The following is a 23,155-nucleotide window of genomic DNA, read 5'->3' as shown; positions in this document are numbered from 1 at the left end:
GGCGAAGGATGCGACAGGTGGCGGACCCGGCTGGGAGGCGATGGGTGCGTGACCTGGGCGAGTGGTGGTTTTCGGGAGTCGATGGGTGGCGTACCTCGAGGGGGAGGGACGTCGCCCACCGGCGACCGGTACCGGCCCGGTGCCTTTTGCGTCGCCCCGGTACCTTTCACACCGCAGGCCACGCAGCCGCGGGCGGGCTCGTCCCGTTCGAGGAAAGTCCGGACACCACAGGGCAGGGTGGTCGGGGAGCCGACCCGGGGAAACCCGCGGGAAAGTGCCACAGAAATGACACCGCCGATGGCGGGTGGTTCGCCGCCCGCACAGGCAAGGTTGAAATGGTGCGGTAAGAGCGCACCGGCGTCGCGGCGACGCGGCGGCCAGGTAAACCCCACCCGGTGCAAGACCGAGCAGGACCGTTCGCAGGCGGCCCGTCGAGGTCCAGGTAGGTCGCACAGATGGATGGCTGCGCAACGACAGAATCCGGCTTACCGGCCTGCTACGGAAGGGCCCCGCCTCGGCGGGGTCCTTCTACTTCCGGTGACCGTGCCCGTCCTAGGCCGGCAGCGGCCGCTCGCCCGCGCCCGCGGCGCCATCCGCCGTGCCCGCGCCATCCGCCGTGCCTCCGCCGCCCGACCGCTCGGTCCGCAGCACCAGCGCCACCGCGGCGATCGTGATCGCCATCCCGATCGCGGCCGTGCCGGACAGGCGCTCGTGCAGGACGAGCGCGCCGAGCGCCACCGCCACCAGCGGGTTGACGTAGCACTGGGTCGTCACCAGCGACAGCGACGCGTTGCGCAGCAGCCAGCCGTAGGCCACGTAGACCGCCACGGACGCCGCGGTCAGACCGGCGAAGGCGATCGCGGAGCCGGTCGAGACGGCGCCGAGGTCCAGCCGCTCGCCGGTCACGAGGCCGGCCGCGATCAGGATCGTGCCGCCGGCCAGCATCTGGATCGTGATCCCGACCAGCAGCCGGCGGGCGGTCACCATCCGCGATCCGGCGAAGGTGCCGATCGCCCAGGTCACCGACCCGGCGAGGGCCAGCAGCATCGCCCACAGCGGGATCCCGGCCGGCCGCGAGCCCGGCAGCAGCAGGATCGCCACCCCGATCAGGCCGATGCCGACGCTGGTCGCGGTGGCGGCCGAGATCCGCTCGCGGCCGACAGCGACCCGCAGGCCGAGGACGATCGCCGCCTCGGCCGACGCGATCAGGGCGGCCAGCGCCGAGGGCACGTGGTGGCTCTCGGCGAGCGCCACCAGGCCGACGCCGCCGGCCACCAGCAGCAGGCCCATCGCCGCGCTGCCGCGCCACTCGTCGGCGCTCAGCACGAACGCCCGGCGACCCTGCCCGCGCAGGACCACCGCGCCCAGCACCAGCCCGCCGAGCAGGAACCGCAGGCCCGAGCCGAGCAGCGGCGGGATGGTCTCGACCATCACCCGGATCCCGAGGAAGGTGGAGCCCCAGATGATCCAGACCGTCGCCAGCGCGAGGACCAGCTTCCAGTGGCCGAGCAGGCCGCCGCGCGACCGGCGCCCGAAGGTCGTGCGGGGCGCGAGCGCGCCGCCGGCGCCGCCCGGTGCGGGCGCCGGGACGAAGCTGCCGGTCGAGGATGCCGGACGGGCGGCCCCCGGCACGGAGGTCGCGACCGCCGCGGGGGAGAGCGAGGCGCGTGGACGGGTCACCCAACGATGGTTGCGCGCGCCGCACGATAAGTACAACGAGACTTCCCGATAGAATCGATCAGGATCACTGATGCTTGATGCCCGCCGCCTGCGAATCCTGCGCGAGGTCGCCCGCCGCGGCTCGTTCTCGGCCGCCGCGACGGCGCTCGGCTACACCCAGTCGGCGATCTCGCAGCAGGTCGCCGCGCTCGAGCGCGAGGCCGGCGTGCCGCTGCTGGACCGCCACCGCGGCGTACGCCCGACCGGCGCCGGCGAGGTCCTGCTGCGCCACGCCGACGGCATCCTGGCCCGGATCGCCGACGCCGAGAGCGAGCTGCGCGCGCTCCGCGAGGGCGACGCCGGGCCGCTGCGGATGGTCGCCTTTCCGACGGCCGGCGCGTCGCTGGTCCCGCTGGCGATCGCGCGCTTCCGGGCCCGCTTCCCGCGCGTCGAGCTGACGCTGCGCCCGCTCGAGGTGCCCGACGGCCGCGCCGCGCTCGAGGCCGGCGACTGCGATCTGGCGTTGCTGGTCGAGGACCCCGAGGAGTCGGGCCCGGGCGGCTGGCCCGCGTCCCCGCCCGCGGCCGGCCGCTCCTCGGAGCACGCCGGCGGCGGCCCGGGTGGCCGCGACGACCCGTTCGCCCGCGTCCACCTGCTCGACGACCGGATGGACGTGATGCTGCCGGCGGACCACCGGCTCGCCGGCCGCCGCCGGATCCGGCTGGAGGAGCTGCGCGACGAGCACTGGATCCTCGGCCGCCGCGACTACGTTCCCGACGAGGCGATCTTCGACCGCGCCTGCCGCCGGGCCGGGTTCGAGCCGCAGATGGCGTTCGAGAGCGACGACTACCTGGCGATCCAGGGCTTCGTCGCCGCCGGCGTCGGCGTCGCGCTGGTCCCCGACATGGCGCTGGTGAGCGTGCGCGAGGACGTCGTCGTCCGCGACCTCCAGCATCCGCCCTCGCGGCGCGTGGTCGCGGCGCTCGACGAGCAGGCGTGGCGCTCGCCGGCCGTCGACGCGATGGTCGAGCTGCTGGTCGAGACCGCGAGCGAGTTCGCGCGTCGCCGGGTCGCCGCTCGTCGCGATCGCCACCGCTGATCCGGCTCGTCGCCGGGCGCGCCACCGGGTCCGCCGCCGGCCGCGCCACCCGCCGGTCACCGGACGGTCACGTCCGTTCGCCGCGCGCGGGATAGCGTGCGGCGCCGATGCGGTTCGCGCTGCTGCTCGAGGCGCTGCACCCACGCCCCTGGGCGCCGACCGGTGACGGTCGGCGGCTCCGCGACCTCGTCGACCTCGCCGTGGACGCCGAGCAGCTGGGGTTCGCGCGGGTCTGGCTCCCGGAGCGTCACTTCCACGAGGAGCTGCACCACGCCGGCCCGCCCGAGGCGCTGCTGGGGGCGATCGCCACCCGCACCCGGCGGCTGGGCCTGGGCCTCGGCCCGCTGCTGGCCCACCCGCACGTCCAGCATCCCGCGCGGCTGGCGGCGTCGGTGGCCGCGCTCGACGCGCTCTCCGGGGGGCGGGTGGCGGTCGCCTTCGCCGAGCCCTCGAGCGCGATCGAGCTGCAGCCGCTGCGGATCGCCCGCAGCACGACCCGCGCCGCCGCCGACCGCACGATCGCCCAGGTCGCCCGGCTGCTGGCCGAGGAGCCCTTCACCGGCGAGGACGATCCCGAAGGCCTGCCGGTCCGCCAGCTGGTCCCGCGGCCGCTGCAGCGGCCGCATCCGCCGCTCTGGCGGGCCTGCGACCGCCCCGACGACGTCCGGGTCGCCGCCGAGTCCGGGCTCGGAGCGCTGGTCCGGACGCTGCTCGAGCCCGACGAGGCGGCCGAGTGGGTGGCCGAGCACCGCGCGGTCCTGCGCTCGGGCCGCTGCGTGCCGCTCGGCGCGGCGATCGAGGGCGGGCTGGCGGTGACCCTGCCCGTGCACGTGGCCGAGGACCCGGCGACCGCGCTCGCGGAGGGCCTGGACGCGATCCACCTGCACCGCCACCTGCTCGACCACCACACGCGCTTCGGGGCGCACCGGCCCGGCCGCACGCGCGTGGCCGAGCAGTTCGAGCGCCGTCGGGCCGGCGTCGGCTACGACCCGGCCCCGATCCTGGCCGACCCCGACGGGCCGCTGGCGGTCCGCGTCGGCGGCAGCATCCGCGGGGCCGTCGGCGACCCCGACCAGGTGATCGAGCTGCTGGCCCGCTACCGCGACGCGGGCGTCGAGGAGATCCTGCTCGTCCCGCCGGTCGGGCTGCTCGACCGCGACCTGCTGCGACGCTCGCTCGAGCTGCTGGGACGGATCGTCCTGCCCGAGCTGGACGAGGACGAGGACGACGAGGATGCGGTCGTCGCCGACGACCCGGAGATCTCCGCCGCGCTCGCCCGCCGGCGGCCGATCCCGGTCGAGCGCGAGACGATCGTGCTCCCGCGCGAGGACGGCGTCGACGACGACGTCCCGGCCCCGCCGATCGGTCTCGGGACGGTCTCGGGGGCGGTCAGCGGCGACGCGCCGGTGGGTCGCGCGGGGGAGTCGCCCGCGGGCGCGGCCGATCACGGCGTCGCCTCGCACGGCAGCGGCAACGGGATCCCGGCCGGCGGCGAGGTCGTGGCCGCCGCCAGCAACGGCGGCGGGGTCAGCGAGGCGATCGCCCGTCGCGGCGCGATCGACGCCCTGCGAGCGGTGCTCGCCCGCGGCAGCGGTGCGGCGTTCGGGGCGCTGCTGGACCGCGGCGGGCCGAGCCTGCTGCGGCGGACGGTGGCCAGCGACCCGGCGCTGACGGTCGTCTTCCGCGGGATGGCCCGGGCGCTGCGACCGGCCGCCCGCGCCGGCGCCTTCAAGGGCGAGCTGCAGTTCGATCTGGTCGAGGCCGACGGGCGCGTGCGGGCGTGGACGGTCGAGGCGACGCCGCTGCGCTCGGTGGCGCGGCGCGGCGCCGCCCGCGAGCCGTCCCTGACCCTGCGACTGGCCCCCGACGACCTGCTGCGGCTGGCCGGCGGTCGGATCGACGCCGGCAGCGCCCTGCTCGCCGGCCGCCTGGACCTCGAGGGCGACCTGGCGCTGGCCGTGCGGCTGGGCGACCTCTTCCGGGGCTGAGCCGGGCCGGGCGGCGTCGCGTGGCGGATCGGCCTCGCGGGGCGCGGGTCGTCCGCTGCGCCGGCGTGCGGTGGTCGGCGGGTCGTCCTCCCCGGATGCGAACATGCGTTCGTGTCGTCCGTGATCTGCGTCCACCTGCCCCGGTTCCCGCTGGTCGTCGCGGCGGAGGGGCGGCGCGAGCTGCTGCTGACGCCGGTGGCGCTCGCCCCGCAGGCCGGCCGCACGCAGCGGATCGGCGAGGTCTCGCCCGCGGCCGAGGCGCTCGGCGTCCGCCCCGGCCAGACCTTGGGTGAGGCCCTGGCCTGCTGCCCGCGGCTGCAGCTGCTGCCGCCCGATCCGGTCGCGGTCGAGGTCCACTGGGCCACGTTCGTCGATCGCCTGGAGGGGATCGGGGCGGCGGTCGACGTCGGCGCGGTCGGCGGGGCGGCGGAGCACGGGGGCCTCGGGGCCCCGGGCACCGCCTGGTTCGCGGCCTCCGGTATCCGGCGACTGCATGGCGGGTCGCTCGACGGCACCGCGGCGGCGATCCATGCCGTGCTGCAGGGGCCGGTCCGGATCGGGGCGGCGCCGACCCGCTTCCTGGCGCGGGTGGCCGCCGGGCGGGCGCGGAACAAGCGGCCGGTGGTGGTCGAGCTGCCCGCGCTGGGGACCCGCGTGACCGATCCCGGGCGCGGACCGCGCGGGGGCCATGGCGTCCCGGTGGCGTCGCTGCCGCCGATCCTGGCCGGGGAGCCGATCTCCGCGCTGGCCCTGCGCTCCGACCTCGCCGACCTGGTCCAGCCGCTGGAGCGCCTGGGCATCACCACCCTCGGGGCGCTGGCGGCGCTGCCGCGGGGCGCGGTCGGCGAGCGCTTCGGCCGTCCCGGCCTGATCGCCCAGGAGCTGCTGCAGGGGCAGGACGTGCCGCTGCGCCCCCGCGATCCGCCGGACCCGATCGAGGCCGACCTGCGCCTGCCCGAGGCCGCCTCGGGCGAGCAGCTGGGCCACGCGCTGGGGCTGCTGGTCGATCGCGTCCTGGCCCATCCGCGGCGGCGGCACCGGCCCCTGCGCTCGCTGCTGCTGCAGGCGCACCTGGTCGAGCGCGGGACCTGGCAGGAGCGGATCGTCCTGCGCGAGGCGATGACCGATCCCCAGCGGATCCGGCTTGCCCTCGGGCTGCGGCTGGCGCTGCTGCCCTCGCCGGCGGAGCGGCTGACGCTGCGCGTCGAGGGCTTCGGGGCGCCGGTCCCGGCCGACCGCTCGCTGCTGGAGGAGGACGTCGCGATCCGTCGCGCCCGCCTGCGCGAGGCGGTCCACCAGGTCCGCGAGGTCGCCGGGGCCGAGGGCGCGCTGCGGGTGGTCGAGGTCGATCCCGGGTCGCGCGTGGCCGAGCGGCGGATGGCGCTGACCCCGTACGAGGCGTGAGGCGCCGGCCGCGCGCTACTTGTGCAGCATCGTGATCAGGGCGAACGCCACCGCGGCCAGGCAGACCAGCCCGGCCACGACGGCGATCGCGCTGTGGAGCACCGCCGCGCCGTCGCGACCGTCGCGGCGCGCGGTCCCGGCTCGGACGACGGCGGCGATCACCAGCGAGAAGGTCACGCTCAGCCCGACGCCGGCCAGCAGGCCCATCCAGACGACCTCGACCAGATCTCCGACGTCGCTCATGCCGGATCCTCCGCCAGCGCCGCCGGCGTGCTGCGCGCCCGGATCAGGGCGACCGTCGCGACCGCCAGCACCAGGCAGACCACCAGCGGGCCGAGCGTCCCGCCGCCGAAGAGCGCCGAGATCCCGTAGGCGGCCGCGCCGGTCAGGCCGGCCGCGGGGATCGTGAGGATCCAGGCGACCGCCATGTTGCCCGCCACGCCCCACTTGACGGCCGAGAGCCGCTTGGCCGCTCCGGCGCCGACGACGCCGCCCGAGATCACGTGGGTGGTCGAGAGCGGGAAGCCGACGTGGGTCGCGGCCAGGATCACCGCGGCGCCCGAGCCCTGGGCGCTGAAGCCCTGGGCGGCGTCCATCTTGATGATCTTCGAGCCCATCGTGCGGATGATCCGCCAGCCGCCGGAGTAGGTCCCCAGCGCGATCGCGCTGGCCGACGCGACGACGACCCAGAACGGCACGTCGGGATGCGCGGCCGAGAGCGATCCGTGGGCGACCAGCGCCAGGGTGATCACGCCCATCGTCTTCTGGGCGTCGTTGGTCCCGTGAGCCAGGGCCAGCAGTGATCCCGACGCGATCTGCCCGAGCCGGAACCCGCGGGTCACCGGCCCTGGTCGCAGCCGGCCGACGATCCGGTAGACGAGCAGGATCGAGAGCCCGGCGACCACGAACGCCAGCACGGGGGCGACGAGGGCGGGGAGCACGACCTTGCCCAGCAGCCCGTCGCCGTGGATGGCCGACGGCCCGTGCGAGACGAGCATCGCGCCGACCACGCCGCCGATCAGGGCGTGCGACGAGCTCGACGGCAGGCCGTACCACCAGGTGACGAGGTTCCAGAGGATCGCCCCGATCAGCCCGGCGAAGACGACCTGGAGCGTGATCGCCCCCGAGTCGACGATCCCCTTGGCGATCGTGGCGGCGACCTCGAGCGAGAGGAACGCGCCGACGAAGTTCAGGATCGCGGCCAGGGCGATCGCGGCCCGCGGTGCCATCGCGCGGGTCGAGATCGACGTCGCCACGACGTTGGCGGTGTCGTGGAAGCCGTTGGTGAAGTCGAAGGCCAGCGCGGCCCCGATGACCAGCACCAGCAGCAGATCGGAGGCCATCGGCTCAGGCAGGGGCGCCCGGAGGCACGGTCGGCGTACAGGTCGTCATCGGAGGCGCTCGGAAGCCGGTCAGCGGTTCTTGATGACGATGCCCTCGAGGATGCTGGCGACGCGCTCGCAGGCGTCGATCGCCTCCTCCAGGTGCTCGAAGATGTCCTTCCAGCGGATCACGACCATCGGGTCGATCCCGCCGTCGAAGAGGCCGGCGATCGCGGCCCGCGACAGCCGATCGCCGTCGTTCTCCAGCCGGTTGACCTCGACGGTGAAGTGGCGGATGTCGCCGAAGGTCCGCAGCCGCGGCATCGCCTGCTGCAGCGCCCGGGTCGCCTCGAGCAGGATGTCCCCGAGGCCGTGGGCCTGGTCCATCGCCGCCTCGACCTTGTAGAGCATGATCAGGTCGGCGCTCTCGTCGATGTAGTCGACGATGTCGTCGAGCGCCGAGGCCAGCTCCAGGATGTCCTCGCGCTCCAGCGGCGTGACGAACGTCTGGTTGAGGTGCTGGACGATGTCGTGCGTGATCCGGTCGGTGTCGCTCTCGACCGTCTGGATCTCCTTGGCGAGCCCCGGGTTGTCGGGGAACTCGTGGAGGAAGCGGCCGAGCAGCTCGGCGGCCTGCACCACGTTGGCGGCCGACTCCTCGAACAGGTCGAAGTAGGTGGTGTCGCGCCCCGTGATGATCTGCGTCAGACGAGCCATGCGTGAAGGGCATGTAATCACCATGTGAAGCTCCCGCGCGGTTTGCGTTCGGTGGCGGGGGCCGACGGGCTGCGCGTGGGCGTCCTGGCGGGATGCGAACATCCGTTCGTGTCGTTCGGGGATCGTCCCTCCGCGCCCGGGGATCGACCCCGTCCGCCGCGCTCCGGCCGGCCCCGATCGGTGGGGGGCGGACGGGGCGCGGGCGCTGCGGCCGGCGTCCTGCGGCGGCTGGGCGAGCCGCGTCCGGCCCGGGTCCAGGTCGACCGCACGGGGCGGCCGCTGGCCGTCGACGGCGAGCGGGTCGAGGCGGTCGTCGAGACCTGGTTGCTGGACGATCGCTGGTGGGCCGACGATCCGCTGCTGCGGCGGATGTGGGAGGTGGTCACCGTTCGCGGCCGCGCGGTCGTGGTCTTCTGCGACCTGACCCGCTGGCCCCGGCAGTGGTGGCGCCTGCGGTAGCGCGCTTCCGGCACGGGTTCGCCGTGCTCTCGGCACCGATCGGGACTGGTTTCGTCACGGGGCCAGGCGGCACGCTCGTCCGGTGTCCCGATCGCGACTCGACGACGACCGCGGCCAGGCCAGCGTCGAGCACGCTGCGCTGGTCGCGTTGATCGCGCTGCTGCTGGTGGCCGGCGGCGCCCTCGCCTGGGCGCCGTCGATCTACAACGGCGTCCACTCGGGCCTGCGACGGGCGCTCTGCGTCGCCAGCGGCGAGGGCTGCGCGGGCTTCCACCGTCAGCAGCCGTGCCTGATCGCGCGCGACGAGCAGACGCACTCCTCCGGCGCCAGCTTCCTGCTCTTCCGCGTCGGCGGCAGCGAGAGCCTGGTCGTCGAGCGGCGCTCCGACGGCACGGTCGCGATCACCGCCCTTCGCGATCTCGAAGCCGGCGTGGGGCTGTCGGTCGGCGGTCGCTTCGGGCTCGGCCGGCGAGCCGCGGGCGACGGCGCCCTGGTCGACGCCGACCGTCGCGGGGGCGGGGTCGCGCTCGAGGCGACGGCGGGCGTCGAGGCACGGCTGCGCGGCGGCTGGGGCGACACCTGGGAGCTGCCCGACCGCGCCGCCGGCGAGCGCTTCCTGCGCCGCTACGTGGCCTGGCGGCGGGCCGGGCTCCCCGGTGGCGACGAGCGGGTCGCCCGTCGTGGGGTCGGCCCGCCCCGGACCGAGCGGGTGCGGATCGGGGCCGACGGCACGCTCACCGGCGCGGTCTCGGGACCGCTGGGCGTCGAGGCGTCGGGCACCGCGATCGCCGGCCTGCGTGGCGAGGGCAGTCGCGACCGCGGCAGCGGCCGGACGACGGTCAGCCTGGCGCTGCCGGCGTCGGTCGCCGGGCAGCTGGCCGGGCCGCTGAGCCTGAAGCTCGGTGGCGGGCTGCGGGTCGAGCCGGCGGTGACGCTCGTGCTCGATCGCGACCTGCGCCCGCGCGAGCTGCGGCTCGTGGGCCAGGCGATCGGCGACGGTGGGACGCGCCGCCGCGACTACCAGCTGCGCCTGGATCTCACCCGGCCCGAGCTGGCCGCCGAGCTGCGGGCCCTGGTCGGCGCGCTGGTCCGTGGCCGCCCGGCCGGCGCCGCTCGCGCGGCGGGGGCGCTCGGCCGCCGAGCCCGGGAGGAGGGGTGGGTCGACGAGCGCGAGTACCGCACCACCACGACCGCCGACGGCTTCGAGGGCGAGCTGGCCCTCGGCCTGCGGGTCGGCTTCCGCGATCAGGAACTGCGGTCGCTCTCGCGGCTCGTGGCCGCCCGCACGCTCCCGCCCGGCGGCGTCTGGGAAGCGCGACCCGACTGCGCCGTCGCCCGCGCTCGCTTATCCGTACGCGGCCGACCCGCCGCGGAAGCTGCGGCGGTAGGCCGTCGGGGTGGTGCCGACGATCCGGGCGAAGTGCGCCCGCAGGACCGCGGCGTCGCCGAAGCCGCAGGCGGTCGCGACGGCTTCGATCGGGCGGTCGTCGTGCTCGAGCAGCTCGCGGGCCAGGCCGATCCGTTGCTGGGCGATCCAGCGGGCGGGCGTGGTGCCGGTCTCGTCCCGGAAGCGGCGGGCGAACGTCCGCTCGCTGACCTGGGCGTGGCGGGCGAGCGTGGCCACGTCGAGCGGCTGATCCAGGTGCCGCTGGGCCCAGCCGCGGGTGCGCTCCAGGTCGATCCCGCCGCGGCTCGGCGCCGCGACCGGGCGCGGGATGAACTGGGCCTGACCGCCGTCGCGGTGCGGGGCCACCACCGTCCGGCGGGCCATCGTCGCCGCGACCTCGGCGCCCAGATCGCGGCGCACGACGTGCAGGCACAGGTCCAGCCCCGAGGCCACGCCGGCGCTGGTCAGCACGGCGCCCTCGTCGACGTAGAGCACGTCGGGGTCGACCGAGACGCGGGGGAACTGGGTCGCGAGGCGGGTGGCGTCGTGCCAGTGGGTCGTCGCGCGGCGGCCGTCGAGCAGGCCGGCGTGGGCGAGGGCGAAGGCGCCGGTGCAGACCGACATCACGCGCGCGCCGCGGGCGGCGGCCCGGCGCAGGGCGTCCAGGACCGGGGCGGGCGGCGCGACGGTCGCCGCCCGGCCGTAGCCGGGGACGACGATCGTGTCGGCGTCCTCCAGGGCCTCGAGCCCGTGGGCGGTTCCGAGCGTGATCCCGACGCCGGCGACCGGGACCGCTGGCGATCCGTCGCGATCCGTCGCGCCGGATCCGTCGGCGGACGCCGTGGCGGCCGCCACGCGCAGCTCGTAGTGCGGGCGGCCGACGTGGCCGAACAGGTGGCAGGGGGCGGCCAGGTCCAGCAGGACGACGTCGGGCAGGACGAGGGCGACCACCAGGTGCGGCGCCTTCGGGGCCGGGCCGCCGGGCCGGGCCGAAGGAGCGGGGGCGGGCGGCGGCACATGGCAGGAATATCACGTACATGGTCATTCCTGCCACTGGCGGCGTTCACCGGTGCGGGCGAGGATCGGCCCATGCCGCACGCCCAGGTCCTGATCTACGACGGATTCGACGAGCTCGACGCGATCGCGCCGTTCGAGGTCCTGTCCGCCGCCGGCTTCGACTGCGAGCTGGTCGTGCTCGCCGGCGAGCACGACCCGGGCGCGCCGGTCACCGCCACCCACGGCCTGCGGGTGCTGCCCGACGGCGAGCTGGCCGCCGCCCCCGACGTCCTGCTCGTCCCGGGCGGCGGCTGGGCCGCGCGCGCCGCGGCCGGGACCTGGGCCGAGCACGAGCGCGGCGTCCTGCCGGCCGCGATCGCCGCCCGCCACGCCGCCGGCAGCGTGATCGCCTCGGTCTGCACCGGCGCGATGCTGCTGGCCCGCGCCGGCCTGCTCGAGGGGCGGCCCGCGGTCACCCACCGGATCGCGCTCGCCGACCTGGCCGCCGCGGGCGCCGACATCCGGCCCCACGAGCGGGTCGTCGACGACGGCGACGTCGTCACCGGCGGCGGCGTCACCTCGGGCCTCGACGTCGCCCTGCGCCTGGTCGAGCGCTTCTCCGGCCCGGACGCGGCGCGGTTCGGGGCGCTGCGGATGGAGTACGTGCCGCAGGCGGTGGCGGCGGGCGGGTAGGCGTTCGCGTCGGTCGGCGCGGATCGGGCGCGGCGGTGCCCGATCTCGCGGGCCGACGGGCTCGGCCGCTCGGTGCCCGGCGTCGCCGTCCGGTCGCGATGCGAACATGCGTTCGTGTCGTCCGCGCCCTACGCCGAGCTGCACTGCCACTCGGCCTACTCGTTCCTCGACGGGGCGTCGCAGCCGGAGGAGCTGGTCCTGGCGGCGCAGCGGCTCGGGTACGACGCGCTGGCGCTGACCGACCACGACGGCGTCGCCGGGGCGATGGAGTTCGCCCAGGCGGCCAAGGCGGCCGGGATCCAGGCGATCCACGGGGCGGAGGTCACCGTCGTCGACGCCCCGCCGCCGATGCGGGACGGTCGGGTGGTCGGCGACTGGCAGCTGGAGCGGGCGCACGTTCGCCATCTGACGCTGCTGGTCCAGGAGCAGCGGGGATGGGCCAACCTCTGCCGGCTCCTGACCCACGCCCACGCCCACACCCGCGACCACCCGCAGCGGACCGCCGGCCGGCCATGGGTCACCGTCGCCGACGTCCTCGCCCGCCACGAGGGCCTGATCTGCCTGAGCGGCTGCGCCGACCACGGGATCGAGGACGAGGCCGGCCTGCGGACGCTGCTCGAGGCGTTCGGGCGCGACGGCCTCTACGTCGAACTGCAGCGCCGCTACCTGCGCGGGGATCGCGACCACGCCCGCACCCGCACGCGGCTGGCGCGCAAGCTCGGCCTGCGCTGCGTCGCCACCGGCAACGTCCACGCCCACTCGCGCCAGCGGGCGCGGCTGCAGGACGCGCTGGTCGCCGTCCGTCACCGCACCACCCTCGACGCGTCCGAGCCGCTGCGGCGCGGCAACCACAGCCACGCCCTCGCCAGCCCGCGGGCGATGGTCAAGCGGCTGGAGGACCAGCCCGATGCCGTGGCCGAGACGGTCCGGCTGGCCGAGCGGCTGAAGCAGTTCGACCTGACGACGAGCATCGGCTACCAGTACCCGGGGCAGGAGGACGCCGAGATGCCGCGGAAGCTCGCGGCCGCCTGCTGGGGCCGATTCGAGGAGAAGTACGCCCCCGAGCGGATCTGGCTCGGGGCCAGGGACGACCGGTCGCCGGCCGACATCCGCCGCCAGGCCCGTGCCCGGCTGGAGGAGGAGCTGGACCTGATCGCGAAGCTCCGCCTCTCCGGGTTCTTCCACCTCCACCACGAGATCCTCGAGCTGGCCGCCGACGTCGCGCACGAGGTCCGGGGCGCGGCGGCGGCGCGCGCGCTGCTGGCTCCCGGCCGCGGTCGCGGGTCGAGCGTCTCCTCGATCGTCTGCTACCTGACCGGGCTCTCGCACGTCGACCCGATCGCCAACCAGCTCTCGATCGGACGCTTCCTGCACGACGATCTGGAGCAGACGCTGCCCGACATCGACCTCGACTTCCCGCGCGACATCCGCGAGGTCCTGATCCCGCGCGTCAACCGGGAGTACGGCCAGGAGCGGGCGGCGCTGGTCGCGGCCTTCCCGACCTACCGCGCGCGCGGGGCGATCCGCGACCTCGGGATGGCGCTCGGGCTGCCGGCGGTCGAGCTGGAGCGGATCGCCCGCGGGTCGGAGGGCTGGTCGGGGCGGAGCGTGGCCGACGACATCGCCTCGGCGCTCGGGCTGCCGCTCGACGGTCGCACCCCGCACGCCGACGCTCCGCTCCACGACGAGGGGTCATCGCTCCCGCGGGAGCCGGTCGCGCTCGGGCCGCCGGCGCCGGTCGTGCCGGGCATGGAACCGCCGTGGATCCCCGCGGAGGAGGACCCCGGTCGCGGGCTGCCCGGTCGCTGGGCCTGGCTGGCCCGGCTGGCGACGATGGCCCACGGGCTGCCGCGTCACCTCTCCCAGCACCCCGGCGGGATGATCATCTCGACCCAGCCGCTGATCGACTGCTGCCCGGTCGTGCCCTCCGCGATGGACGGCCGGCAGATGATCATGTGGGACAAGGACTCCTGCTCCGACGCCCGCTTCGCCAAGATCGACCTGCTGGGGCTGGGGATGCTCTCCTGCGTCGAGCGCTGCGTCGAGCTGATCTCCGCCAAGCGGGAACCGGACGACCCGTTCGACCTGGCGCGGGTGCCGCTCGACGATCGGCAGACGTACGAGGCGATTCAGAGGGCGGAGACGACCGGCGTCTTCCAGATCGAGAGCCGCGCCCAGATGGGGTCGCTGCTGCGTACCCTGCCCGAGAACCTGGAGGACCTGACGATCCAGGTGGCGATCGTCCGGCCGGGGCCGATCCAGGGCGGGGCGGTCAACCCCTACATCGAGCGCAAGCAGCGGATCCGCGCCGAGCAGAAGCGGGGCGTGCCGCCGGAGCGGCGCTACCGGCCGCCGGTCCTGCACCCCTCGCTGGAGGAGCCGCTGAAGCAGACCCTCGGCACGATCCTCTTCCAGGACCAGGTGGTCGAGATCTCCCGCGAGTTCGCCGGCTTCGGCCCCGCCCAGGCCGAGGCGGTGCGGCGGGCGATGAGCCGCAAGCGCTCGGACGAGGCGATGGAGGCCGGGCACGAGGACTTCGTCCGGGGGGCGATGGCGAAGCACGGCGTCCCGCGGGAGCTGGCCGAGCAGGTGTGGGGGATGGTCAAGGGCTTCTCCGGCTTCGGCTTCCCCAAGGCCCACGCGGTCGCCTTCGGCCTGCTGGCCTACCAGTCGACCTGGCTGCGGGTCCATCACCCGCTCGAGTTCCTCTGCGCGCTGCTGAACGAGCAGCCGATGGGCTTCTACCCGCCCGACGCGCTGATCCACGAGGCCCAGCGGCGCAAGATCAGGGTGCTGCCGCCCGACGTCCGCCGCAGCGACGCCGAGTGCACCGTGACCGGGGACCGGGCGATCCGGATCGGCCTGGCCTACGTCAAGGGGGTCCAGCGCGACGAGGTCGCCGCGCTGGTCGCGGAGCGGCGCGCCAACGGCCCCTGGAGCTCGCTCGGCGACCTCGTCACCCGGCTGGGGGTCAGTACCGCGTCGCTCGAGCACCTGGCCTGGGCCGGTGCCTGCGATGAGCTCGTCGCTGAGGCTGGAGTCGAGGGTCAGGCTTCGGTGCCGGAGGCCCGTCGCCGGCGGGCGGCGCTCTGGCAGCTGGGCGTCCTGACCCCGGGCCGCGTGGTCGCGTCCGGCACCCAGCTGGCGCTCGAGCTGCAGGCCGACGGCGCCGCCCGCGACCCGCAGCTGGAGGGCCTGACCGCGTGGGATCGGCTGATCGCCGACTACGCCACCACCGGCCTGACCACCGGCGCGCATCCGATGGGGCTGCTGCGGTCCCAGGTTGCACCGCACGGGGTGCTGATCAGCGAGGACCTGAAGCGCGTCCCCCACGGTCGGACCGTGCAGGTCGCGGGGCTGGTCCTGGCCCGGCAGCGGCCCGGCAGCGCCAAGGGCGTCACCTTCCTGCTGCTGGAGGACGAGCTGGGGACGATCAACCTGGTCGTGCCGCCGTCGGTCTACCTGCGCGACCGGCTGGCGGTGCGGACGGAGCCGCTGGTGGTCGCCGAGGGGCGGCTGGAGCGCCTGAAGGCCGGCGGCGGGCAGATCAACGTCCTCATCAAGCGGATCCGCCCCCTCGACGAGCTGACGGCCGAGACGGCGGCGACCGTCCGCAAGCTGCACGCCCTGACGCCCGAGGAGCTGCAGCGCCGGCAGCAGGAGCAGGAGCAGGAACCCGGCCTGATCGCCGTTGGCGGTGGGGTGGCGCCTGCCGGCCGGCCGCCGGTCGGCCCGCGCCCGCGGCCGGGCGGGTTCCGCGCGGTGGCGCCCGACGTCATGCACTTCGGGCGGGGGAGGGGCGGCCGCTGAACGGCGATCCACGTGCGACCGGGCGCTTCCCGAACAACGGATCCCGGACGCGCGTCACGCGCGTCGTACGCGCGCGTACGTCTCACGAAACGACCCGGGTACACAAGAACTTCCTGCTCCTGCAAGGAATCGTGCAGACTGCCCGTCATGGGGAACGCGTTGTGCAGTCGCCGCCCACGCTGCTATCCTGCCCGCAACGCTGAGTTTCCGGAATCACGCCTGCCGCCGGCGTCCGGAAAGCGGGGGACCCAAGTATTGGGGCGAATCGGCCCAGGCCGTAGCGCACTCCAGCGCGAGTCCGACAGCTAACCCCGTAAGCGCTCTCGGAGGACTTACGACCATGGCGAACGATCGCGACCAACCCTGGTGGGCTGACGCGCAGGACTACCGTCACAGCGCTCCGCGCCGACGTGTCCTGGACGAGCGTGTGCGCCTCGACGACGAGTTGGGGGCGACCGCCGCTGCCCGTCGCCGTCGTGCCGCCGCGGCCCGTGCCGCGGCCCAGCAGCGTCGCGCCCGTCAGCGCCGTCCCGACGCCGTCGAGTACCAGTGGGTCGACGAGTCGCCGTTCAGCAACGAGGAGCGCGGGGACGAGCGGCACCGGATCGAGCGCGAGCGCGACCGCCGTGCCCGTGAGCGCTCCCGCGAGGTCGGCACCTCCGTCGCCCGCCGCCCCGGCAACCGTCGCCCGGCGCGTCGCCGCACCAGCAGCCCGGTCGCCCGGCCGGAGAAGCTGCTCCTCTACGCCGCGCTGCTCGGCCTCTTCCTCGTGCTCGCCGCCGCGACCACGTCGGACGCCTCCGTCGTGCACCACGTGGCGAGTGGCGCGACGCGTCCGTAGACGCTTCGCATCTCGGCACGGCCATCGCTCGGCAGTACTGCGTACGGCTCTCGCTCGTCCGCACCGACCTGCTCGGTCTACGAACACGTCGCATCCACTCGCGGTGGGCCCATTTCGGCTCGGCAGTGCTGGCGCACAGCTCTCGCTTCCCGGCGACGACCTCCTCGGTCTACGAACGCCTCACATCCGCCCGCGGCGCGGAGCGGGGCGAGGGCGGCCGCGAATCGTCGTCTCGGTGACGGCTCGAGGGTGAGGTGACGATCGGGCGTCGCTGGGGCGTCGTCTCGTCGCCTCGGTGACGGCTCGAGGGTGAGGTGACGATCGGGCGTCGCTGGGGCGTCGTCTCGTCGCCTCGCGGTCGGGCGCGGCGCGAGACGCCGATTCGGCGGACGGCATCTGGGCGTCCGCGGGCGCTGCGGGGCGGCCCGCCGTGCTCGCTCGCCGGCACCCGGAGTGATGCTCCGCCTCTGCCACGGCGACCTGCCTCACGCGCCAGGGTCCCGGATCCCGCGGGGCCCTGGCGCCTCCTGCATGCTCCACGCGCATAGGACGCCAGGGCCGAGCCTCCGGCCGGGGGTTTGGCGTCTCACACCGGCTTCGCCGTCCTGCCACCGGCCGCCCCGCCCCGTCGCGCCCGAACACCCACCCACCTGCCCCGCCGCACGATCTCAGTCGACCCGTGTGCGATCTCGCACGCTTGGGTACTTGCATACCAGGGGAGCGCCGCCTACACTAATCATCAGTAAGTCACTTCACTTGTTGAAGCACGAATAACGACCCTGCTGGAAGGTCGCGCATGCCCAACGCGATGAGCCGTTTCACCATCCACGACGACCTGTCGGCCCCTGAGGGCTCGCTCCCGGTGCTGAAGGGGGCGCTGCACTCGGCCGGACAGCTCCCCAACCTGGTCGGCGTGCTCGCGGGCTCGCCGGCGGCGCTGCGCGGATACGCGCGGTTCCGCAACGAGCTCCGCCACGGCAGGCTCGCCACCCCGACGAAGGAGCGGCTGTCGCTCGCCGTCGCCGAGCACTTCCGCTCGACGCCGGGGCTGAAGATGCACAGCCGCACCGCGCGGGTCGCGGGCCTTGGGATCGACGAGGTCCAGCTCGCCCGCGAGTTCCACTCCGCCGACGAGAAGCAGGACGTCCTGCTGCGCTACATCGGTCATCTGCTGCAGCGCCGCAGCCAGCCGCCCGCAGCCCTCCAGGAGGAGGCGCTCGAGCTCGGCTGGACCGAGGAGGAGCTGCTCGAGGCGATCGCCTACGCCTCGGTCGAGGTCTTCTCGGCCCTGGTCAACATCGCCGGCGACGTGCCCGTCGACGGCTCGATGGAGGAGTCGCGCCAGCTGCGCGCTGCCTGACCGTCGGGTCGCTGCCCGGAGGCCGCCCGGATCCGGGCGGCCTCCGGCGCGCCCGTCGCCGCGTTCGCCAGCCGCTCGGCGACGGACGAACGCCAGCCGCCTGGACCGACCGTAGGATCTGCAGCGTGGGGAAGGGGTCTCGATGATCGCCGGGGACGACGAGCAACTGGACGAGGACCGCGGCTGCTGCCCGCACTACCACCTCGCGGTCGAGCTGATCGGCCGTCGCTGGACCGGGGCGATCGTCGCGGTCTTGCTCGGCGAGGGGCCGCAGCGGTTCAGTGAGATCGCCGTCGCGGTCCCCGGGCTCTCCGATCGCGTGCTCTCCCAGCGGATGAAGGAGCTGGAGATGGCCGGCGTCGTCGCGCGCACCGTCAGCCCCGGCCCACCGCTGCGGGTGCAGTACGAGCTGACCGCCAAGGGCCGCGCCCTGGAGCCGGTCGTCGACGCCCTGGAGCGCTGGGGACAGCGTTGGATGGCCGAAGATGTCCCAGCGGCGAAGGGTCCCGCCGCTCCGCTCGGCTAGCCTCCAGCGTGCGCGCGAGCCGATCGGGCGCGCGTCCCGACCTTCCCGCAGGAGCGAACGACACCGTGGCCGACACCCCGCGCACCCCTGAGGACGTCAAGCGCCTCGTGGCGGAGCACGACATCCGCTTCGTACGGATGTGGTTCACCGACATCCTCGGGCAGCTGAAGTCCTTCTCGGTCAACTCGACCGAGCTCGACGACGCGTTCGAGGGCGGGATGGGCTTCGATGGCTCCTCGATCACCGGCTTCAACGCCGTCGAGGAGTCGGACATGATCGCCGTCCCCGACGCGTCGACCTTCGCGGTCCTGCCGTGGACGCCCAAGGAGGAAGGCGTCGCGCGGATGTTCTGCGACGTCCACACCCCCGAGCGGACCCCCTACGAGGGCGATCCGCGCTACATCCTCCGTCGCGCGATCAAGCGGATGCAGGAGATGGGCTTCGACAGCTTCAACGTCGGGCCCGAGCTGGAGTACTTCCTCTTCAAGGACAGCCGCGAGCCGGAGCCGCTCGACGAGGGCGGCTACTTCGACCTGACCGCGCTCGACGCCGGATCGGACGTCCGCCGCGACACCGCCCTGGCGCTCGAGGCGATGGGGATGAAGGTCGAGTACAGCCATCACGAGGGTGGCCCGTCGCAGCACGAGATCGACATCCGCTACGCCGACGCGTTGAAGATGGCCGACGACTGCATGACCTACCGGCTGACGGTCAAGGAGATCGCGATGCAGCACGGCTGGCACGCGACCTTCATGCCCAAGCCGCTGACCGGCGAGAACGGGTCGGGCATGCACACCCACCTGTCGCTCTTCCGCGACGGGCGCAACGCGTTCTACGACGAGAACGACCGCTTCTTCCTGTCCGACATCGGCAAGGCGTTCATCGCCGGCCAGCTGCGCCACGCGCGCGAGATGTCGGCCGTCTTCGCCCAGTGGGTCAACAGCTACAAGCGGCTCGCGCCCGGCTACGAGGCCCCGGTCTACGTCGCCTGGTCGCGTCGCAATCGCTCGGCCCTGGTCCGGGTCCCGCTCTACCACCCGGGCAAGGAGCAGGCCACGCGGATGGAGCTGCGCTGCCCCGATCCGGCCTGCAACCCCTACCTGGTCTTCGCGCTGCTGCTGCACGCGGGCCTGGACGGGATCGAGCGCGGCTACGAGCTGCCCGAGCCGATGGAGCGCAACCTCTACCACCTGTCGCCGGACGACCGCCGGCGGCTGGGGATCGAGCAGCTGCCCGAGACGCTGGGCGAGGCCGTCGAGCTGGCGGCCGAGTCCGAGTTGGTGCTGCGGGCGCTCGGCGAGCACACCCTCGACCGCTTCGTGGAGATCAAGCGCGAGGAGTGGGAGGACTACCGCGTCCAGGTCACGCGGTGGGAGCTGGATCGCTACCTGCCCGTGCTGTAGCGGGCGGCGCGCCCGCGCTCCCGCGTCCGGCCGCAACCGGACGCGAAGGGCGCGGGGCGGAGCGTCCTAGTAGTACCGCTTGAAGGTGCGGAAGTTGAAGGCCAGCGACTTGTTCTTGTCGAGCGAGGGGCCGACGTGGACGAACACGGTCCAGGTGCGGTAGGCGCGCTTCGGGGGCAGCAGCCGCTTGACCTTCAGGTAGCCGCAGGCGTTCGGGCTGCCGAGCCGGACGCGCTTGACGACCTTGCTGCTCGAGCCCTTGCCGTTGACGTACGAGGCGTAGAGCCGCCCGCCGCCGAACAGCGGGCTGAGGCCGGAGACCCGCCACGTCCGCGTGCGGAACGGGTTCGTCGGCTTGCGGGCGATGTCGAGCGCGGCGTTGGTCGCCTTGACCGTGGTGGTGCCGGTCACGGCCGGGCCGCCGGCGGTGTACTCGGTCAGGGTGACCGGGAAGGTCTTGCCGCTGACGGGGCCGATCGTGCCCATGCCGAACTTGCCGGAGAGCGTCGGGGTCGCGTTGCCGGCGCCGTCGAAGTTGCCGCTGAGGACGCCGTAGCTCTCAACCGCCACCTGAAAGCGACCGCCGGGCGTGCCACCCGAGATCGTGAAGGTGATGTTCTCCGACTGCTTGGTCGGGACGTTGGTGTAGCAGGCCTTGGTCGGCGCGATGGTCGCGGCGGAGGCGGTCGCCGGAACGCCGACCGCGAGGGCGGCGGCTGGGGCGACGGCCACGAGCATGGTGCGAAGCTGCATGGTGCTCCTGGGAGGGGGATGTGATGGGACTGCTGCGGGGCTGCTTTGGCGCCGCGTCGGAGGACCCTACCCGCTCGCTGAGGCGCGGGCGCTGATCCCTTCACGTCGCTGGACGGGCCGTTGAGACGCCGCAGACCGCCGTCCCGGGAGACTGTCTCAGCCCGCCAACGCCGCCCGCAGGGCGTCCGGTTCCGTCACCGGCGCGCGGCACGAGAATCGCTCGCAGACGTACGCCGTGGCCTGGCCGTCGACCGTCGGCCGACCGCGCAGCAGGGCCACGCCACGGTCGTCGAGGCCGTCGCCGACGGCCAGCACCAGGCCGGGCCGCGAGCGCTCGCGGACGACCGCGACCAACGCCGCGCGGGCGGCCGGCGGGCCGACGATCGCCACCTCGCGCGGGGGACGGTGGCGCTCGTCCAGCGCCAGCAGGGCGTAGGCGACCGCCTGCGGGATCCGCTCGGCGACCGTGGCCGCCAGCCGCAGCCAGCCGTCGGCCGCATCGGCGTAGCGGGCCTCGCCGGTCAGGGCGGCCAGCCGCAGCAGCCCGCGAGAGGCCGACGCGCCGCCGGACGGGATCGGCGCGTCGTCGAGCTCCTTGCGCCGCACCAGCAGCGCCTCGGCGTCGTCGGCGGTCGCGAAGAACGCGCCGCGCTCGGGGTCGGCGAAGCGGTTCAGGATCGTGTCCGCCAGCTCGCGCGCCCAGGCCAGGTCCTCGGGGTCCCCGCCGGCCTCGAACAGCGCCACCGCGGCCTCCAGCAGGAAGCCGTGGTCCTCGAGCACCGCCGCATGCCGCGCCCGGCCGCCGTGGCCGCTCGTGTCAGCGCCCGCGGTCTCCCGGTCCGACCAGGTGCGCCGCAGCCGCCCGTCGACGGTCAGGTCCCGCCGCACGAACGCCGCCGCCCGGCGGGCGACCTCCAGCAGGTCCTCGCGCCCGAGCACCGCGGACGCCTCGGCGAAGGCGTGGATCGCCAGGCCGTTCCAGCCGGCGACGCGCTTGTCGTCGGTCCCCGGACGGATCCGCTGCGATCGCGCGGCCAGCAGCCCGGCCCGGATCCGCGCGACCGTCTCGTCGTCCGGTCGCTCGCCGCGATCCTCGAGCACGGTCGCGCCGTCCTCGAAGTTGCCGTGCTCGGTGACGCCGAGCCAGGCGATCGCCGCCTCGGCGTCGGCCGAAGAGAGCGCCGCGCGGACCTGCTCCGGGGTCCAGACGTAGAACCGACCCTCGACGCCCTCGCTGTCGGCGTCGAGCGCCGAGAGGAAGCCGCCCTCGGGACCGCGCAGCTCGTCGGCGAGGAAGGCGAGGGTCCGCTCGGCGGTCTCGCGCAGCCGCTCGTCGCCCCACAGCCGGAATCCCTCGACGTAGGCCCGCGCCAGCAGGGCGTTGTCGTAGAGCATCTTCTCGAAGTGGGGGACGGTCCAGGTGCCGTCGACCGCGTAGCGGGCGAAGCCGCCGCCGATCTGGTCGTTGATCCCGCCCGAGGCCATCGAGCGGAGCGTGTGGCGGGCCATCGCCGCCGCCCGCCCGGCCGTGCCGGAGTCCTCGCCGGGCCGCTCGTCGGCGGCCCGCTGGAGCAGGAACAGCAGCGACGGGTGGGGCGGGAACTTCGGCGCCCCGCCGAACCCGCCCTGGACGCTGTCGTAGCGCTCGCCGAGGCCGCGGACCGCGGCGTCCAGCAGCTCCGGGCCGGGAACGGCGTCGGCCGGCGTCAGGCGCGAGGCGCCCGAGAGCCGGTCGGCGACGTCGGACAGCTGCTCGCGGATCTCGCCCGAGCGCTCGCGCCACGCCTCGGCGACGGCATCGAGCACCATCCGCCATGACGGCATGCCCTGGCGCGGCTGCGGCGGGAAGTAGGTGCCGCCGTGGATCGGCTGCTGCTCGGGTGTCAGGAAGACGTTCAGCGGCCAGCCACCCTGGCCGGTGATCGCCTGGACCGCCTCCATGCAGATCGCGTCGACGTCCGGGCGCTCCTCGCGGTCGACCTTGACGCAGACGAAGTGGGCGTTCATCACCGACGCGGTCGCCGGGTCCTCGAACGACTCGTGGGCCATCACGTGGCACCAGTGGCAGGCGCTGTAGCCGATCGAGACCAGCAGCGGCTTGTCCTCGCGGCGCGCCCGCTCCAGCGCCTCGGGGCCCCACGGCAGCCAGTCGACCGGGTTCTCGGCGTGCTGGAGCAGGTAGGGCGAGGTCTCCGCGGCCAGGGCGTTGGGCATCGCCGTGGAGCCTTGCAGAGTTCGCGGCCCGGCTCGCGCGCGGGGCCGCGCGGCTCAGCGGCGCCGCGACGGGCCGGTCAGCCGCTCGATCGCGCGCACCGACGACGGCTCCAGCAGCTCGACCGCCTCGGGGTCGATGCCCATCGCCCCGAGCAGCGACTCGGGATCGTTCAGCGGGTTGGGGATCCGGTACGAGCCGGCCCGCAGGCCGCGTCCGCGGACCCGGACGACCGTCGTCCTGCCGTCGCCGACGTCGCCGCTGACGGCGGTTCCGGGGACGTAGCCGTAGCGCCGCAGGAGGACCGCGTCGCGACCCATCCGCGCGTAGCCGCTGCGCAGCCCGGCGACCCGGAACGACGGCAGCGGCTGGTCGGACAGGAGGTCCTCGAGGTCCAGCGACAGGATCAGCCGGCGGACGACGGCGACGGCGGCGTCGGCGGTCGTCAGGCGGGCGACGGCCCGGGCGCGCGCCCGCGACGTGCGCCCGAGCTCGCGCGCCGACGCCGGCGGCAGGCGGGCGGCGC

Annotated in this window: 18 protein-coding genes, 1 other RNA gene and 1 riboswitch; of the genes, 11 read left to right on the top strand and 8 right to left on the bottom strand. The window is 74.8% G+C overall.

Features of this window, described 5'->3' with window-relative positions:
- The first annotated feature begins 170 nt into the window (after positions 1–170).
- An RNA gene (gene rnpB / locus PAI11_RS24615) (RNase P RNA component class A) lies at positions 171–504 on the top strand.
- Between the two features lie 48 nt (positions 505–552).
- Here the strand turns inward: rnpB and PAI11_RS16075 are convergent.
- Positions 553–1,680, bottom strand: coding sequence for an EamA family transporter (locus PAI11_RS16075; protein ID WP_007576659.1), 1,128 nt, complete (start codon positions 1,678–1,680; stop codon positions 553–555).
- A 70-nt stretch (positions 1,681–1,750) separates the two neighbouring features.
- Between PAI11_RS16075 and PAI11_RS16070 the strand changes: the two genes are divergently transcribed.
- The 3 genes from PAI11_RS16070 (at position 1,751) to PAI11_RS16060 (ending at position 6,150) form a co-directional block, all read left to right on the top strand.
- Entirely contained in the window at positions 1,751–2,758 is a 1,008-nt protein-coding gene (locus PAI11_RS16070) for a LysR family transcriptional regulator (RefSeq protein WP_007576657.1), read from the top strand.
- Positions 2,759–2,865: 107 nt separating this feature from the next.
- On the top strand, positions 2,866–4,746 hold the full coding sequence (locus tag PAI11_RS16065) for an LLM class flavin-dependent oxidoreductase (protein WP_007576654.1): 1,881 nt from the start codon (positions 2,866–2,868) through the stop codon (positions 4,744–4,746).
- A 111-nt stretch (positions 4,747–4,857) separates the two neighbouring features.
- A complete protein-coding gene (locus PAI11_RS16060; RefSeq protein WP_007576651.1) occupies positions 4,858–6,150 on the top strand; it encodes a Y-family DNA polymerase in 1,293 nt (430 codons plus the stop codon).
- Between the two features lie 15 nt (positions 6,151–6,165).
- Here PAI11_RS16060 and PAI11_RS16055 read toward each other — a convergent pair whose 3' ends face one another.
- From PAI11_RS16055 to PAI11_RS16045, 3 genes are all read right to left on the bottom strand, one after another.
- A complete protein-coding gene (locus tag PAI11_RS16055) occupies positions 6,166–6,393 on the bottom strand; it encodes a hypothetical protein (protein WP_007576649.1) in 228 nt (75 codons plus the stop codon).
- On the bottom strand, positions 6,390–7,493 hold the full coding sequence (locus PAI11_RS16050) for an inorganic phosphate transporter (RefSeq protein WP_007576647.1): 1,104 nt from the start codon (positions 7,491–7,493) through the stop codon (positions 6,390–6,392). Before PAI11_RS16050 ends, PAI11_RS16055 begins: the two co-directional genes overlap by 4 nt.
- A 69-nt stretch (positions 7,494–7,562) precedes the next feature.
- Entirely contained in the window at positions 7,563–8,189 is a 627-nt protein-coding gene (locus PAI11_RS16045; protein WP_007576645.1) for a DUF47 domain-containing protein, read from the bottom strand.
- 180 nt (positions 8,190–8,369) lie between these two features.
- Between PAI11_RS16045 and PAI11_RS16040 the strand changes: the two genes are divergently transcribed.
- Entirely contained in the window at positions 8,370–8,648 is a 279-nt protein-coding gene (locus tag PAI11_RS16040; protein ID WP_007576643.1) for a hypothetical protein, read from the top strand.
- Positions 8,649–9,993: 1,345 nt separating this feature from the next.
- On the opposite strand, the gene PAI11_RS25545 is transcribed toward PAI11_RS16040, so the two are convergent.
- Positions 9,994–10,989 carry a GlxA family transcriptional regulator gene (locus PAI11_RS25545; protein ID WP_170320740.1) on the bottom strand — a complete coding sequence of 332 codons (996 nt, stop codon included), beginning with the start codon at positions 10,987–10,989 and terminating at the stop codon, positions 9,994–9,996.
- 135 nt (positions 10,990–11,124) lie between these two features.
- Here PAI11_RS25545 and PAI11_RS16035 point away from each other — a divergent pair, with 135 nt between their 5' ends.
- The 6 genes from PAI11_RS16035 to PAI11_RS16010 all read left to right on the top strand — a co-directional run bounded on the left by PAI11_RS16035 (position 11,125) and on the right by PAI11_RS16010 (position 19,664).
- The gene (locus PAI11_RS16035) at positions 11,125–11,724 is read left to right on the top strand and encodes a DJ-1/PfpI family protein (protein ID WP_040600624.1); all 600 of its coding nucleotides are present in this window, start codon (positions 11,125–11,127) and stop codon (positions 11,722–11,724) included.
- Positions 11,725–11,838: 114 nt separating this feature from the next.
- Positions 11,839–15,534, top strand: coding sequence for a DNA polymerase III subunit alpha (locus tag PAI11_RS28175; protein ID WP_244406558.1), 3,696 nt, complete (start codon positions 11,839–11,841; stop codon positions 15,532–15,534).
- 190 nt (positions 15,535–15,724) lie between these two features.
- A riboswitch (cyclic di-AMP (ydaO/yuaA leader) is annotated at positions 15,725–15,869 on the top strand.
- A gap of 5 nt (positions 15,870–15,874) precedes the next feature.
- On the top strand, positions 15,875–16,375 hold the full coding sequence (locus PAI11_RS16025) for a hypothetical protein (protein WP_138974363.1): 501 nt from the start codon (positions 15,875–15,877) through the stop codon (positions 16,373–16,375).
- Positions 16,376–17,183: 808 nt separating this feature from the next.
- A complete protein-coding gene (locus PAI11_RS16020) occupies positions 17,184–17,735 on the top strand; it encodes a carboxymuconolactone decarboxylase family protein (protein WP_244406557.1) in 552 nt (183 codons plus the stop codon).
- Positions 17,736–17,877: 142 nt separating this feature from the next.
- Complete coding sequence (locus PAI11_RS16015; protein WP_007576634.1) at positions 17,878–18,261, top strand: winged helix-turn-helix transcriptional regulator; 384 nt, start codon at positions 17,878–17,880, stop codon at positions 18,259–18,261.
- 65 nt (positions 18,262–18,326) lie between these two features.
- Complete coding sequence (locus PAI11_RS16010) at positions 18,327–19,664, top strand: glutamine synthetase family protein (RefSeq protein WP_040600617.1); 1,338 nt, start codon at positions 18,327–18,329, stop codon at positions 19,662–19,664.
- Between the two features lie 66 nt (positions 19,665–19,730).
- On the opposite strand, the gene PAI11_RS16005 is transcribed toward PAI11_RS16010, so the two are convergent.
- The 3 genes from PAI11_RS16005 to PAI11_RS27380 form a co-directional block, all read right to left on the bottom strand.
- On the bottom strand, positions 19,731–20,417 hold the full coding sequence (locus PAI11_RS16005) for a hypothetical protein (RefSeq protein WP_138974362.1): 687 nt from the start codon (positions 20,415–20,417) through the stop codon (positions 19,731–19,733).
- A 156-nt stretch (positions 20,418–20,573) separates the two neighbouring features.
- On the bottom strand, positions 20,574–22,631 hold the full coding sequence (locus tag PAI11_RS16000) for a thioredoxin domain-containing protein (RefSeq protein ID WP_007576628.1): 2,058 nt from the start codon (positions 22,629–22,631) through the stop codon (positions 20,574–20,576).
- A 54-nt stretch (positions 22,632–22,685) separates the two neighbouring features.
- Positions 22,686–23,155 (bottom strand): hypothetical protein (locus tag PAI11_RS27380; RefSeq protein WP_040600615.1); only part of this gene is annotated, 470 nt, incomplete at its 5' end.

This window comes from Patulibacter medicamentivorans, assembly GCF_000240225.1.
GTDB lineage: Bacteria > Actinomycetota > Thermoleophilia > Solirubrobacterales > Solirubrobacteraceae > Patulibacter > Patulibacter medicamentivorans.
This window is presented reverse-complemented; position numbering and strand designations above follow the sequence as displayed.